Consider the following 14,181-nt stretch of genomic DNA (forward strand, 5'->3'; position numbering starts at 1 on the left):
CCATGACCCATATTCTTGCAATTGACCAAGGCACCACCTCGACCCGCGCGATTGTTTACGATGCAGGGTTTGATGCCCTTGCACAGGCACAAGAGGAGTTTACCCAACACTACCCGCGCTCGGGCTGGGTCGAGCATGACCCGATGGATTTGTGGCAGACCACGCAAAATTGCATCACATCCGCGTTGCGCGATGCCGCGACACCCGCAACGGCGATTGCGGCCATCGGCATCACCAATCAACGTGAAACCGTGCTTCTGTGGGATCGCAAAACGGGCGCGCCTTTGCACAATGCCATCGTTTGGCAAGACCGCCGCACAGCGGATCGCTGCGCAACTTTGCGTGCCGCAGGGCATGAAGAGATGATCACCGCCAAAACAGGACTTGTGCTTGATCCATATTTCTCAGCCAGCAAATTGGCATGGATGTTAGATGAAATCCCAGATGCCCGCAGACGCGCCGAGGCGGGCGAATTGGCCTTTGGCACAGTGGACACTTGGCTGATTTGGCATCTGACGGGGTGCGCGGCCCATGTGACCGATGTGACCAATGCCGCGCGCACGATGCTGTTCGACATCCACAGCCTTGAGTGGTGCGAAGATATCCTTTCGCTTTTTGACATACCCCGCGCAGTTCTGCCGAATGTTCTCGATTGTGACGCGCATTTCGGGACAACCGCAATGGATGTCATCGGCGCAGAAATTCCGATCCGCGCCGTTGCGGGTGACCAACAGGCTGCAACAATTGGCCAAGCCTGTTTTGACAAAGGCATGGCCAAAGTCACTTATGGCACTGGGTGCTTTGCGCTGATGAACACAGGCACAACTGCTGTCCCTTCGAAGAATAAACTTTTGACCACCATCGCTTATCGCATGGAGGGGCAAACGGCCTATGCGCTAGAGGGCTCCATCTATATTGCGGGCGCGGTGGTGCAGTGGTTGCGCGATGGGTTGGGCATCATCGCCTCGGCGGCAGAGACACAAGACATGGCCAAAGCCGCAGATCAAGGCCAAGCCATCACGCTTGTGCCCGCTTTTACGGGTTTGGCCGCACCCTATTGGAATTCCGAATGCCGTGGGGCCGTTTTCGGTCTATCGCGCAACACAGGGCCGAATGAATTGGCGCGCGCCGCGCTTCAATCTGTGGGCTTACAAACCCGTGATCTGATGGAGGCTATGGCCGCCGATATGGCAGCTTCGCAAACGGGCCAAACGGTGCTGCGGGTGGATGGTGGCATGAGCGCGTCAGATTATACCCTGCAATATGTGGCCGATATCCTGAATGCGCCGGTCGACCGCCCCACGCACCTTGAGACGACTGCCCGCGGCGTTGCGTGGTTGGCAGGCTATAAGGCAGGCCTTTACCCAGACCAAGCAGGCTTCAGAAAAACTTGGGCCATAGATCGTCAATTCGCCCCCAAGATGGATGCAGATACCCGCGCTTCAGATTATGCGCGTTGGCAAAGGGCGGTTGCTGCGACCATCGCGGCAGGGGCTTAACACTAGACTTGCAACAATGATTGCGGAATTCTTTATTTTGCATTTTTTGTTGATTGAGTCCTGAAACTCAGATAGCCCTAACCCGTGTATCGGTGGGAGGGTTTTTGAAGATGTATGCTGATTTCGGTCTTTTTATTGATGGGGCATGGGTCAAGTCTGGCCAACAAAGCGATGTGATCTCGCCCGTCACCGAAACCCCTCTCGGTCGGGTCTACACGGCCGCCGCAACAGATACCGCGCGCGCCATCGATGCGGCGGATAAGGCCCGCGCCGCGCTTTTGGACATGGGGGGATTTGGGCGCGCAGATGCCTTGCACAAAGCAGCCGATGCCATGGCAAACCGCGCCGAAGAGGCTGCGCAAATGATCTCTCGCGAGACAGGCAAACCATTGGCACAATCGCGCCGCGAATGGGTTTTGGCCGTGGATCAATTCCGTTGGTATGCCGAAGAGGCCCGCCGCATTTATGGCAGGATCATCGCCTCACGCGTCCCCAATGGTCGCTTCGAAGTGACCAAAGACCCCGTGGGAATTGCCGCAGCTTTCACTGCATGGAATTTTCCCGCCTCACTCCCTGCGCGCAAACTGGCCCCTGCTTTGGCCGCGGGATGCCCCGTGATCTTGCGCCCCTCCTCCCAAACACCTGGGGTTGCGATGATCATGATTGACTGTTTGCGTGCAGGGGGATGGCCCGATGGCGCAATCAATCTGGTCGTAGGCGCAACGGCCGACACATATGCGCCCATCATGAAAGCCCCGCGTGTGCGCAAAGTCTCTCTCACGGGTTCGACACGCGTGGGCCAAGAGATGCTGCGCGATGCGGCAGAGACGGTGAAAAAAGTTTCGATGGAATTGGGCGGCAATGCCCCGCTTATCATTTATGATGATGCGGATTTGGCAACAGCCCTCGACATGGCCGTCCCCACGAAATTCGCCAATGCGGGACAGGTCTGCGTCACGCCAGATCGCTTTTTCGTACATGAAAGCCTGCATGATGCCTTCATAACTGAATTCACGAAACGGGCTGATGCTTTGACGCTTGGCGATGGCTTGGACGAGAAAAGTGAAATGGGGCCGTTGATCAATGCCCGCCGCCTCGCTGAGATCACCGCGATTGTCGAGGAGGCGGTGCAAGACGGCGCCACCTTGCACTGTGGTGGCGTGCGGGACAGTGGGCATAACTCGGGCTATTTCTATCGCCCAACGGTTCTTAGTAATGTCACCGACCAGATGCGCGTCTTTTCGGAAGAAAACTTTGGCCCAATTGCCGCCATCACCAGCTTCCGTGATGAAGACGAGGTGTTGGCCCGCGCCAATGCCTCATCCATGGGTCTGTCCGCCTATGCGTTCACCCGCGATCCCGCCCGCGCCAAGCGCACAGTTGCAGCCCTGCATGCGGGCATGGTCGGGATCAACAGTTTCGCCCTGGCCGCAAGTGAAGCGCCCTTTGGCGGCACGAATTTCTCTGGCTTGGGTCGTGAAGGCGGCAGCGAAGGAATCGAGGATTACCTCGATACAAAATTGGCGCAGATTGTGTTTTAGGTCGCCCGTGCAACCTTAAGCAACTCGGCCAAATGCGGATTTGGGAAGCGGCGCGCACGGGTCACCGCAAAAAAGCTTTCGGTGATGCCCTCTAGCCGCTTTACCTCAACCAATCGGCCCGAAGCCAATTCATCGCGCGCAACAATGGGCGGGATCACGCCAAGCCCTGCATCTTCGCGCACCAATAGACGCAACATGGCCATATCATCCGCTTCTGCGGCAATAATCGGGGTGACCCCAAGTCGTGCCGCCAAAGCATCAAACCCCGCACGAATTGCGGTTTGCGGGCTTGGCAGGATCAATGGCATGTCCCGCAGCAGCGCGCCCAAATCATCGCCCCGCCCCGTGATACGAGCAGCGATACGTGCAGGCGCTGCGATAAGGCTGACAGGTTGTTCATCTATCGCATGGATCAGCCAAGGCGTCTGCGCATCGCGCGCGGGCGCAAGATTTGTCAGCACCACATCCAAGGACAGATCTTCAAGGCCCCGCAAAAGATCATCTTGAACACCAGATTGCACACTGACCTCTAGATCGGGGGTGTTCAACAGCGGCTTTAGAAACTGCATTTGAAAGTTGCGCGAGAGGGTCGCCAAGGCGCCAACCCGCACTCGACTGCGCGCGCGACCCGCCTCGCCCAATATGGCCGTCAGGTCAGAGGCGGTACGAAAAATCGTATCGGCGTGATCCAACGCGATGCGGCCTGCTTCGGTCAGGATCAAACCGCGCCCGCGCCGCTCGAATAAATCATGTCCAAGTGAGGCTTCAAGCGCACGCAATTGGGTCGAGACAGCAGATTGCGATATGTTCAACCGCGCGGCAGCCCCCGTCAACGTGCCATCTTGGGCGATGGCATGGAACAGATGCAGGTGATGTAGGTTTAATCGCATAATGGCACCCCCCATAATTCTATAAAATAGAACAAAAACAAAGAAAACATATATTTGATATAATTCAGTATTTGCGCGACACCCGCACCACCAAACGAAGGGGTGAGAGCCATGGATATTATCATTAACATCTTGATGACGATGCTTGAGCAGCTACAGAAACCAACGCTTGCCTTTTTGATCGGCGGCATGGTCTTGGCGGCAGCCTCAAGCAAATTTGAAATGCCCGAACCAATCTACAAGCTGATCGTTATGCTTCTCTTGCTCAAGGTCGGCCTCTCAAGCGGCATGGAGATTGCGCAATCCAATCTGATCGAGCTTGCCGTGCCCGCGCTGATGGCAACGGTTGCAGGTATTGCGATTGTGCTGTTGGGGCGGGTGACGCTGCGGAAATTACACGGGGTCACCGACATGGATGCGATGGCGACAGCGGGGCTGTTTGGGGCCGTTTCCGCCTCGACCTTGGCTGCAGGCATGGCCATGCTAGAAGCCGAAGGTGTCACCTATGAGGGCTATATTGGCGCGCTCTATCCGTTCATGGATGTCGCCGCTTTGATCACCGCAATTCTCGTGGCACGGATGGCCGCCGCCCGCAAAGAGGCGGGCATGACCATAAACGGCGGCGCGATGGCCTTAGGGGGCGGGACAAGAAAAGCGGGGCTTCTTAGTGGAGGGGATGGCCCAGAGGCAGGCGCAATCGCCAAGGCAATATTACTGGACACGCTGCGCAGCCCTGCCATCTCTGCCCTTCTTTTGGGGTTGGCCATTGGTCTTTTTGCAAAGCCCGATGCGATCTACCAAGAATTCTACAAACCGCTGTTTCATGGCCTTCTGTCTCTCTTGATGCTTGTGATGGGCATGGAGGCTTGGGCGCGGCTGTCCGAATTGCGCAAGGTGGCTCATGCCTATCTGCTTTATGGTCTGTGCGCGCCCTTTGTGCATGGTGCAATCGGGCTTGGACTTGGGTTGGTGGCGCATAACCTCATGGGCTTTTCTGAGGGCGGAATGGTGCTTCTGGCGGTGATGGCCGCATCGAGTTCCGACATATCTGGCCCGCCCACATTGCGCGGCGCTTTGCCCGAAGCCAATCCTTCGGCCTATATCGGCACATCAACGGGGATCGGGACACCGATTGCGCTTCTTTCCATCCCGCTTTGGATGGCCGCCGCCAATTATCTGGTCGGCTGACGAAAGACAGAAATGATCGGGCGGTGTGGTATCACGCCGCCTGATCTTATGGCTTCATCCGAACAATCAGCAGCGGCACGGCTACGCTTAAAATCAGGAGGCGCGCCACATGATGCGCTGTAACCAATGCAGGCTCAAGGCCTGTGCTGACCGCCAAGGCCGCCATGATCTCCACCCCACCCGGCGCAAAAGCCAAAAGCAGTGCCGCAGGCGGCAAGCCAATCAGTTCAGCCGCAATGATAGCGCCAAGTGCCGCCACCGCACAGGAGACGAGCGTTCCCACCGCCCCCGCCGCCAAGGCCCCAAACAGACCCTTGCGATCCAGCCCCCGAAATCGCGTGCCAATCAAGCAACCCATCACCATAAAGGCCAGTGAGGTCAGCCAGATCGGCAAATTGCCTGGGGTCAGGTTCGCCCCATGGCCAATGGCTGATGCGGCCATCGCGCCCAATAAAAGCGGCGCAGGTATCGAAATCCGTTTAAAGATAAGACCCAGAGCTAAGGCCGCCGCGAAAACAACCGCAGCCGCCAAAAGGCTGATGGCCCCGTGATCCACGACATAGGCCGTGCCTGTCATCCCCCAAAGCGAGATGAGCAAAGGCACACAGAGGGTTAGCAACAAAACCCGCGTGGCCTGCACCAAAGCCACCCGCGCCACATCTACGCCCATTGAGGTCGACAACCCAAGAACATAGCTGAGATGCCCAGGCGTGGCGGCGAGGGTCGCGGTCATCACATCATAGCCAAAACCGCGCATCAAGATGGCCCGCAGCGCAAAAATCAGCACAACCAAAGTGACCGCCAAAATGGCCAAGGATATTGGCCATGTCAGCGCAGTCTCGATCACCTCAGGTGTGACCGTGCTGCCAATCGAGACGCCAATCACCACGAACACCACATCGCGCAGGGGCAACGGGATTAAACTTTTCAACCCCAACATCGTGGCAACCGAAACAGCCGCAGCAGGCCCAGTCAGCATATAGGCAGGAAACCCAATCAGCCAAAAAAGCCCAGCCCCTGCCGCACCAAGCGCAAGCGTGGGCAGAGTTTCTTTGACAATGCGTTGAGCGGTCGGACGCACCCGATGGGCCTTTGCAATTTTTACAAAAGGGGGCGCGGATTATCCCCGCGCCCGATTACTTATGTTTTGCGCTGATCAATCGCCATCTGCAACACCAGCCTGACGCAAGCGCGCGCGGCGGGCGCGATAGGCGGGCACAAAAACCAGACCCACCGCAAGGATCAACAAACCCAAGGTCATTGGACGTTCGAGGATAAATCCAAATCCACGATAAAGCTGCATAGCGCGGGCAAAATTATCCTCCATCATCGTGCCAAGGATGAACCCAATCAGAAGTGGGGCAAGGGGATAATCCGCAAAGCGCAAAATCGTAGCAACCACCCCAAAACCCACCAAGATCAGCAATTCAGTCGCATTGTTTTGGCCGATATAGCTGCCCATCAACGTGAAGAATAAAATGAACGGGATCAGATAGGCCCGCGGGATCGTCAACAGTTTGGCGATATAGGGGATAAGCGGCAGGTTCAGAACCAAAAGAACCAGATTGCCAATATACATCGAGATAATAACCGCCCAGAACACATCAGGCTCATCGGTCATCAATCTTGGGCCAGGGGTGACATTCAGGGCGATCAATGCACCAAGCAAAATCGCAGTTGTCCCAGAGCCAGGAATACCCAAAGTCAGCAGTGGCACGAAAGAGCCCGTGCAAGCCGCATTATTCGCAGTCTCGGGTGCGGCCAAACCTTTGATTGAGCCTTTGCCGAATTCTGCCTGCTCTTCGCCTTTGGCGATGTTGCGCTCAACCGCATATCCCAAGAAGGATGCAATCGTGGCCCCCGCACCTGGCAGGACACCGATGAAGAACCCTTGCACCGATTGCCGCCCGATGACGGGTGCAATTTTGCGGGCCTCATCTTTGGTGATGCGCAGATCTTTGATCTCGCCGCCCGACCCACTTTGCGCACCGCGCGCAGGGTTCAAGACCAAAAATAGCGCCTCAGGCAGGGCGAACATGGCCATCGCGAGGGTGATGAAGGAAAACCCCGATTGCAATTCCATGATCCCAAAGGTGAAGCGCGGCATATTGGACAAGGCCCCTTCACCGACAGTGCCCATGATAAGGCCAAGAATGGTCATCATCAGCGCCTTGGCGACTTGCCCTGTGCCCGCAAAGGCAGCAATGGCCGAAAGCCCAACAACCATAAGCGCGAAATATTCCGCCGAATGGAACAAAAGCGCGACCGAGGACAGCGCAGGTGCAAAGATCATCAACAAGATCGCGCCGATGGTGCCCCCTGCAAAGGACGCAATGGCTGCAATCGTCAGCGCCTTACCCGCTTGACCCTTTTGCGCCATCGGGTATCCATCAAAGGCGGTGGCAACTGTTCCCGCGACCCCCGGCGCATTGAGCAAAATTGACGAGGTCGACCCGCCAAAAATCGCGCCATAATAGACGCCAGACAACAAGATCAAAGCGCCCGTTGGATCGCCCAATCCAATCGCGACAGGGATCATAATCGCAATAATCGACATTGGCCCAAGACCGGGCAACATACCGATAACAGTGCCAATCACGCAGCCAAACACGACCATTGCAAGGTGAAAGGGCGTTATTGCGGCCGCAAGGCCAAGAAGCAAACCTTCAAGCATGATGCGTCCCCCTCACATCAGAAACGCAGGCCAAGGGCGCAGGAAAATACCCAGCACCTCCTGCACAAGATACCAGATCGTGCCTGCGGCAATCGCGGCCACAGGTATAAGAATGTGAAATTTCCGCTCGCCTAAGATGAACCCACCAAGCGCAAGGAAAAGAATGGTCGCCCCCACAAACCCTGCTGGGCGCAGAAAGAGCGCATAAGCCACCATCAGCGCCAAAAGCGACAGGGCTTGGCCGATATTGTAATCCCCAAGACGGCGGTGATCGATATCTTCGGCGCTTTGCTCTTTTGTTGTATCTGCTTCGGCTGTCTTTGCGGACTTGCCAGAAAACAGCACCACCAAACCCACAATCACCCCAAGCACACTCAGGATTTTTGGAAATGTTGATGGCCAAATCGGATTGCGCTGCAAAATTGCAGGCAAGAGATGATCCATCGTGAAAAACGCAGCATAGCCATAGATGCAGCATAGCGCCACAAAGGCCAATGCAATCCAACGTTCCAAGGCCATAAACGCCCCCTTTGTCTCAGCCAAATTCGTGGGTCTGTTGCAAGGATGGGCCACCGCAAAATGAGGCAGCCCACCCAAAGATCAATTGCGCAAAACGCGCTTCCCCTCTTAGAGGAAGCCCAACTCGCGCATCAGATCACCGATCTGCTGCTCTTGTGCTTCAAGGAAGCTTTGGAACTCAGCGCCGGGGCGGTAGATATTCACCAGACCCATACGGCTGCGCACTTCTTCCCACTCAGGGGTTTCCATCATCGCCGCCAACATCGCTTGGTAGGCTTCAACTTTTTCTTGCGCCATGCCAGGTGCGGCGAAGAACCCGCGCCAGTTCACGAATTGCGCATCAATACCCTGCTCAGCGAAGGTTGGCGCGTCTGCATAGGCAGGAACGCGGTCAGGGGCGGTCACGCCCAAGATACGGACTTCGCCCTGCTCGGCCAAAGCAACCGCTTCGGAAAAGCCAGTGGACAGCGCATCAATCTCGCCCGATAGCAAACCCGCCATCGCCTCGCCACCAGCATCATAACCGATATAGTTAAACGCAGTGGGATCTTCGCCCGCAGCCTGCATCACAATCGCGGCGACCAAGTGATCCATCCCACCAGGAACAGAACCGCCACCAATGGCGAAATCCATCGGTGCTTCGCGGTATGAAGCCAATGCGTCTTCCATCGAAGCCAGCGGGCTATCTGCAGTCACAACCAATGCCGCGTAGTCACCCACTGTGCCTGCGATCAAGGTCAGGTCACGGAAGCTTTGAGAAATCTCACCCGTCAAAGCGCGGATCACGATGGGGGTCGAGTTTACCATCAATGTGCCATCGCTTGAGGCTGCATTTTCGATCAAATGCGCAATGGCGACACCGCCACCACCGCCTGACATGTTTTCATATGTGGCATTGCCCACAAGACCAGAATTGACCAACGCCTCGCCCGTGCCGCGCGCTGTGCCATCCCAACCACCGCCAGCACCGCCGGGGATGAGGAAGTGAACCTGATCCATCATTTGATGCCCGCCCGCATTGGACATGCCCGAGAATGCAAGCGTAGCAGTTGCAGCCGCGATCATAGCGCGGCGTGTCCACCCAAAGGTGTTCATAGTGTATTCCTCCCATTTGACAGGCGATCCTCCACCGCCATAGTCTCACCCGACCACAGAAAGCTGACACGAGCCTGACACGCAGGACGAAAACATCAGCCCACCTGTTTGGGGAATAGTCAGGGAAAGGCCACGCGCCCAATGCGCTATCTGCTTGTAGAGGATAACGAGGAATTGGCCGAAGCGGTGGTCAAACGTCTGGTCTTGGACGGTCATGCGGTTGATCACGCCCCCGATTTGGCCCATGCGCGCGCTTGCCTTGCGGATGCCAGCTACGATCTGATCTTGCTTGATGTGATGCTTCCCGATGGCGATGGTCGCGCATTTTTGGCGCAAAGCCGCATCCATATCGAAACGCCCGTGATCATGTTAACCGCCCGCAGCCAAGTGTCGGATCGGGTTGGTGCCCTTGACCAAGGGGCCGATGACTACATCACGAAACCCTTCGATTTTTCCGAATTAGAGGCGCGGTGCCGCGCCGTTTTGCGCCGCCGCGGCGGGGCCGCGCGCAATGATATCGCGCTTGGCCAAACCATCTTTGACCCGCTTGCAGGCACGCTGCGCCATCACGCGCATACCATCGAATTGCGCAGCCGCGAATTGCGTCTTTTGGAAGTGTTCGTGNGCTGCGCCATCACGCGCATACCATCGAATTGCGCAGCCGCGAATTGCGTCTTTTGGAAGTGTTCGTGCGCCATCAAGGACAGATTTTGTCAAAGTCGCAATTGATGGACAGGCTGTTTTCCTATGATGCAGAGATCACAGAAAACGCGATTGAGGTCTATGTGGGCCGCTTGCGCCGCCGTCTTGAGGGAACGGATATTCACATCGAGACTGTGCGCGGCATTGGGTATCGGATGGAGGTGAAAACCCCGTGAGCGAGGCGCAACAGGGCACAGGTTCCATTGGTCGGCGATTAACGCTCTATCTCGCGATTGTGGCGGCACTGTTGTCATTGCTATCTTGGGGGATGGTTGCGGGGTTCGCCCGCCAAGCCGCCGAAGAAACCCAAGATAACGTCTTGGCCGCTGCAGTGACTGCAATCGCCGAAACCCTGCGCAGCGAGCAGGGCGAATTGCGGCTTGAACTGCCCTATTCTGCGTTTTCCATGCTCGGCGCGATTAGCGAGGATCGGGTTTTTTATCGGGTCACCGCGAATGGCGCATTGCTGACAGGCTATGCAGATCTTCCCGTTGCCACTGACCCGAACACCCGCGCAGGCGAGGTCAGTTTTGCAACGCAATCTTATCGCGGCGAAGATTTGCGACTGGCCACGCTCTCGCGCCGCATATTGGCGGGAAATCAACCGACATTGGTGATCGTCACAGTCGGACAAACCCGCGAAGGCATTGCCGCCATCGCACTTGATCTCTCGCGTCAAGCAGGCCTGTTGTCGATTGCCTTTTTCTTGGTCGCGGTGCTGCTGTCCTTTTTTGCCGCCCGCACATCATTGCGGCCGTTGAACGAGATTGCAGGGGCTGTCTCGCGGCGCGGGCCATCCGATTTGCGCCCCTTGCGCCGCCCCGCCCCTGATGAATTGGCGCCGCTCATTGCCGCGCTCAATCGCTTCATGGATCGATTGGGGCAATCCATTCGCCGCTCGGAAGAGTTTATTCTAGAGGCCGCCCATCGCGTCCGCACGCCTTTGGCAACTGTTCGAGTGCAAGCGGATCTTGCCTTGCGCAACGCCTCAGGCGAGGCCGAACGCAACCGTCTGCGCCAGATGATCCGCGCGATTGATGAAAGCTCCCGTTCGGCGGGACAGCTTTTGGATCACGCCACTGTGGCCTTCCGCGCGGATGACCTTCTGCGCGATCATATCTCGCTCAAAAGTTTGGCCGCCCAAACGGCGACCGCAATGACCCCCACGGCAAGCATGAAGGATATCAACATTGACCTGAAAGCCGAGGACATCATCGTTGCAGGTGATGCGGTGCTGCTCGACAGCGCGTTGCGCAATATTCTCGACAACGCCATCAAATATTCGCCTGAAGACACCACCATATCAATTTGCGTGGAGACCAAAGGGGGCTATGGCTACATCACTGTGCGCGATGAGGGCACAGGGCTAGGCGATGACCCTGCCGAGGTTCTCACGCAGCGTTTCAAACGAGGACGCAACACCGAAAACATTGTGGGATCAGGATTGGGCCTTACCATTGCCGCTGATGTTTTGGCCGCCCATGGCGGGCGCTTAGAATTGTCAAATAATAAGGAAGGAAAGGGCACATGCGCCTCGCTTGTCTTACCCTTGCTTTAAGTCTCTGGATCAGCCCTGCAACCGCCTTTGAACCAGAGGATTTCCTACGCATCGAAGGCACGGGCGACAGGGTTTTGCGGATACTCTCCACCGCTGATTTGGACGTCTTCACACCCTATCTCGAAGCGTTTCATCGCGCCAATCCAACCTTAGATTTGGAATATACGGTTGCCTCCTCTGCGGATTTGCATCGTGAGATCAGTTCAGGCGCAGTTTATGATGTGGCCATTTCATCGGCGATGGATTTGCAATTCCAACTGGCCAATGATGGGCTGACACAACGCTATCGCTCGCCGATGACACAAAGCCTGCCAGACTGGGCCACATGGCGTGATGTCATTTTCGCATTCACGACCGAGCCCGCGGTGGTCTTGGTTTCGACTGAATATTTTGAGGGGCTATCCATTCCGCAGTCGCGGCAGGATTTGATCGAAGTTTTACGCGACAACCCTGCACGTTTCGCAGGGTCTATCGGCACCTATGATGTGCGGGACAGTGGGCTTGGCTATCTGTTTGCCACGCAGGAAGCCCGTGCCACAGATGCCTATTGGCGACTCTCCGAAGTGATGGGCCGTCTCAACCCCACGCTCTATTGCTGTTCAAGCCAAATGATTGAGGATGTGATGAGTGGCAAACTGGCCCTCGCCTATAATGTCTTGGGCAGTTACGTGGCCGAACGTTTGGCCGATCAATCCGAAGGTCGTGTCCAAATTCTGCGGATGACCGATTTTTCCAACGTGATTTTGCGCACCGCCTTGATCCCAAGCACGGCGCAGAACCCAAACGATGCAGGGGCGTTTATTGATGCGCTACTCAGTATCGCCTTGCGCGATGGGGCCGATGGTTGGCCCCTGCCACCGCTCAATGACGCATCGCCTGCTGCGTCTAGTGCGGGATTTGGGCCTATTCGGATCGGCCCCGCCCTGATGGTCTATCTTGACCCGCTCAATCGGCGCAATTTCTTGGCCGAATGGGAAAACGCGATTGTCCAACAATAACGCTAGCCTGCAAAACTCCAGCGTTGCAAAACGGAAATCGCATAGGCCTGTGAGAGGCTTGTGAGTGCCGCGCTTGATCCTTCGGCCTCAAGGCCCAAAGCCTCGAAATGACCGCAAGATTGACAGGTGATCTTTGTCGCATCCATCGCGATATCGTTTGCCCCACATTCGGGACAAATGGCGGCAACATCATCATTGAACATGAACTCTCCTCCTTCCCTAGCCTGCGGCCAAAACGGGGGCTTGCGGGCGGCGACTGCGCGTCAAAAGCCACGCGATTATCGCCACATTAAACCCGTTCCACAAAATACCGTTGATGAATGCCATCTGATAGCTGCCTGTTACATCGAAAATCCACCCCGACATCCAACCGCCAAGCGCCATGCCCACAATTGTCATCATGATCACAAATCCAACCCGCTGACCTGCTTCGCGGGCGGGCATATATTCGCGCACAATCAAAGCGTAGGACGGAACAATCCCACCCTGAGCCAAACCAAAAATCAAGCTGACAACATAAAGCGACACAAGCCCATCATAGGGCAGATAAAAAAACAGCGCCGTCATTTGGAGAACCGACCCAATCAATAGGGTGCGCACACCACCCAAACGATCAGCAACTAAGCCTGAAATGATGCGGCTGACCACACCACCCAGAAGCATCAGCGACAGCATCTCGGCCCCCACCGCAGGGCCATATCCAAGGCCCACGCAGTAAGATACGATATGCACCTGCGGCATCGACATGGCCACACAGCAGGCCACGCCTGCAAAGCCCAGCAGATATTGCAACTGGCGCGAGGACAGACCAACCGAATTTGCCTTGGCGCGCGACATTGCCTCGGACTGGGCATGGGCGGTTTCTGGCAGTTTGCGCCGCAACGCAAATGAAAGCGGGATGATCCCCACAAGCGCAATCACTGCAAGGGTGAGGTAGACAGCCCGCCATCCATCCTCAGCTAAAATCCCAGAAAGAACCATCGGCCAAATCGCACCAGAGAGGTAATTGCCGCTGGCCACCAAGGCCACGGCAATCCCGCGGCGGCGCAAGAACCAATGCGATATATCCGCCAATAAAGGGCCAAAGCCCGCGGCCGTTCCAAGGCCCAAAATCAGATGGATCAGGGACAGCGTGTAAATGCTGCTTGCAAGAGTGGAGAGAGCGAACCCTGCCGCGATCATGACAGCTGCCAGAGAGAGGGCAATCGTGACACCAAAACGATCCACCAAGCGCCCTACCAAAAGATTGCCCGCGCCAAACCCCACCATCGTCATCGTGTAGGGCAAGGACGAGGCCGCGCGCAGCGATCCAAATTCCGCCTCAACCGCAGGCATGATCACGATGATGGCCCACATGCCCACATTAGCAATCATCGCAATCGCCAAGGTGATGGCGAGCCTACCCCAAGAATAGGCGCTATCATGAATATTGCTTTGCATGGATCAGACCTGTTCACATCGCGCAAATCTAACGCTATCGCCATTCCAAAAAGAGCGCCAACAAAAGTTGCATCTGC

Annotated in this window: 12 protein-coding genes and 1 pseudogene; 6 read left to right on the plus strand and 7 right to left on the minus strand. The window is 56.4% G+C overall.

Going from position 1 to position 14,181, the window contains the following annotated elements:
• Positions 1 to 2: 2 nt before the first annotated feature.
• Positions 3 to 1,499 carry a glycerol kinase GlpK gene (glpK, locus tag RYZ18_RS10095; protein ID WP_317656615.1) on the plus strand — a complete coding sequence of 499 codons (1,497 nt, stop codon included), beginning with the start codon at positions 3 to 5 and terminating at the stop codon, positions 1,497 to 1,499.
• 110 nt (positions 1,500 to 1,609) lie between these two features.
• Complete coding sequence (locus RYZ18_RS10100; RefSeq protein ID WP_317656616.1) at positions 1,610 to 3,040, plus strand: NAD-dependent succinate-semialdehyde dehydrogenase; 1,431 nt, start codon at positions 1,610 to 1,612, stop codon at positions 3,038 to 3,040.
• On the opposite strand, the gene RYZ18_RS10105 is transcribed toward RYZ18_RS10100, so the two are convergent.
• Positions 3,037 to 3,930, minus strand: a complete 894-nt coding sequence (locus RYZ18_RS10105; RefSeq protein WP_317656617.1) for a LysR family transcriptional regulator — start codon at positions 3,928 to 3,930, stop codon at positions 3,037 to 3,039. The genes RYZ18_RS10100 and RYZ18_RS10105 overlap by 4 nt on opposite strands.
• 111 nt (positions 3,931 to 4,041) lie before the next feature.
• On the opposite strand from RYZ18_RS10105, the gene RYZ18_RS10110 reads away from it, so the two are divergent.
• Positions 4,042 to 5,118: a sodium-dependent bicarbonate transport family permease gene (locus tag RYZ18_RS10110; protein ID WP_317656618.1), complete on the plus strand. Its 1,077-nt coding sequence runs from the start codon at positions 4,042 to 4,044 to the stop codon at positions 5,116 to 5,118.
• A 46-nt stretch (positions 5,119 to 5,164) separates the two neighbouring features.
• Here RYZ18_RS10110 and RYZ18_RS10115 read toward each other — a convergent pair whose 3' ends face one another.
• The 4 genes from RYZ18_RS10115 to RYZ18_RS10130 all read right to left on the minus strand — a co-directional run bounded on the left by RYZ18_RS10115 (position 5,165) and on the right by RYZ18_RS10130 (position 9,406).
• Positions 5,165 to 6,199 carry an AbrB family transcriptional regulator gene (locus RYZ18_RS10115; protein WP_317656620.1) on the minus strand — a complete coding sequence of 345 codons (1,035 nt, stop codon included), beginning with the start codon at positions 6,197 to 6,199 and terminating at the stop codon, positions 5,165 to 5,167.
• A 75-nt stretch (positions 6,200 to 6,274) separates the two neighbouring features.
• Entirely contained in the window at positions 6,275 to 7,792 is a 1,518-nt protein-coding gene (locus tag RYZ18_RS10120; protein ID WP_317656622.1) for a tripartite tricarboxylate transporter permease, read from the minus strand.
• A gap of 12 nt (positions 7,793 to 7,804) precedes the next feature.
• Entirely contained in the window at positions 7,805 to 8,311 is a 507-nt protein-coding gene (locus tag RYZ18_RS10125; protein ID WP_317656624.1) for a tripartite tricarboxylate transporter TctB family protein, read from the minus strand.
• A gap of 108 nt (positions 8,312 to 8,419) precedes the next feature.
• Entirely contained in the window at positions 8,420 to 9,406 is a 987-nt protein-coding gene (locus RYZ18_RS10130; protein WP_317656625.1) for a tripartite tricarboxylate transporter substrate binding protein, read from the minus strand.
• Between the two features lie 141 nt (positions 9,407 to 9,547).
• Here RYZ18_RS10130 and RYZ18_RS10135 point away from each other — a divergent pair.
• The 3 genes and pseudogenes from RYZ18_RS10135 (at position 9,548) to RYZ18_RS10145 (ending at position 12,664) form a co-directional block, all read left to right on the plus strand.
• Positions 9,548 to 10,284, plus strand: a pseudogene (locus RYZ18_RS10135) (response regulator transcription factor).
• Positions 10,281 to 11,666: a sensor histidine kinase gene (locus RYZ18_RS10140; protein WP_317656626.1), complete on the plus strand. Its 1,386-nt coding sequence runs from the start codon at positions 10,281 to 10,283 to the stop codon at positions 11,664 to 11,666. Before RYZ18_RS10135 ends, RYZ18_RS10140 begins: the two are co-directional and overlap by 4 nt.
• On the plus strand, positions 11,636 to 12,664 hold the full coding sequence (locus RYZ18_RS10145; RefSeq protein WP_317656627.1) for an ABC transporter substrate-binding protein: 1,029 nt from the start codon (positions 11,636 to 11,638) through the stop codon (positions 12,662 to 12,664). The genes RYZ18_RS10140 and RYZ18_RS10145 overlap by 31 nt, the downstream gene beginning before the upstream one ends.
• A 2-nt stretch (positions 12,665 to 12,666) precedes the next feature.
• Here RYZ18_RS10145 and RYZ18_RS10150 read toward each other — a convergent pair whose 3' ends face one another.
• Positions 12,667 to 12,867, minus strand: coding sequence for a hypothetical protein (locus RYZ18_RS10150; RefSeq protein ID WP_317656628.1), 201 nt, complete (start codon positions 12,865 to 12,867; stop codon positions 12,667 to 12,669).
• Between the two features lie 16 nt (positions 12,868 to 12,883).
• Entirely contained in the window at positions 12,884 to 14,104 is a 1,221-nt protein-coding gene (locus RYZ18_RS10155; RefSeq protein ID WP_317656629.1) for a CynX/NimT family MFS transporter, read from the minus strand.
• Between the last annotated feature and the right edge of the window lie 77 nt (positions 14,105 to 14,181).

Source organism: Roseovarius sp. 10, from assembly GCF_033100315.1.
Lineage (GTDB): Bacteria > Pseudomonadota > Alphaproteobacteria > Rhodobacterales > Rhodobacteraceae > M30B80.

Bases quoted from the DNA above. Each gene is read 5' to 3' on its own strand.
- RYZ18_RS10125 (WP_317656624.1), bottom strand. From the start codon at position 8,311: ATGGCCTTGGAACGTTGGATTGCATTGGCCTTTGTGGCGCTATGCTGC.
- RYZ18_RS10150 (WP_317656628.1), bottom strand. From the start codon at position 12,867: ATGTTCAATGATGATGTTGCCGCCATTTGTCCCGAATGTGGGGCAAAC.
- RYZ18_RS10105 (WP_317656617.1), bottom strand. From the start codon at position 3,930: ATGCGATTAAACCTACATCACCTGCATCTGTTCCATGCCATCGCCCAA.
- RYZ18_RS10120 (WP_317656622.1), bottom strand. From the start codon at position 7,792: ATGCTTGAAGGTTTGCTTCTTGGCCTTGCGGCCGCAATAACGCCCTTT.
- RYZ18_RS10110 (WP_317656618.1), top strand. From the start codon at position 4,042: ATGGATATTATCATTAACATCTTGATGACGATGCTTGAGCAGCTACAG.
- RYZ18_RS10100 (WP_317656616.1), top strand. From the start codon at position 1,610: ATGTATGCTGATTTCGGTCTTTTTATTGATGGGGCATGGGTCAAGTCT.
- RYZ18_RS10155 (WP_317656629.1), bottom strand. From the start codon at position 14,104: ATGCAAAGCAATATTCATGATAGCGCCTATTCTTGGGGTAGGCTCGCC.
- RYZ18_RS10145 (WP_317656627.1), top strand. From the start codon at position 11,636: ATGCGCCTCGCTTGTCTTACCCTTGCTTTAAGTCTCTGGATCAGCCCT.
- RYZ18_RS10130 (WP_317656625.1), bottom strand. From the start codon at position 9,406: ATGAACACCTTTGGGTGGACACGCCGCGCTATGATCGCGGCTGCAACT.
- glpK (WP_317656615.1), top strand. From the start codon at position 3: ATGACCCATATTCTTGCAATTGACCAAGGCACCACCTCGACCCGCGCG.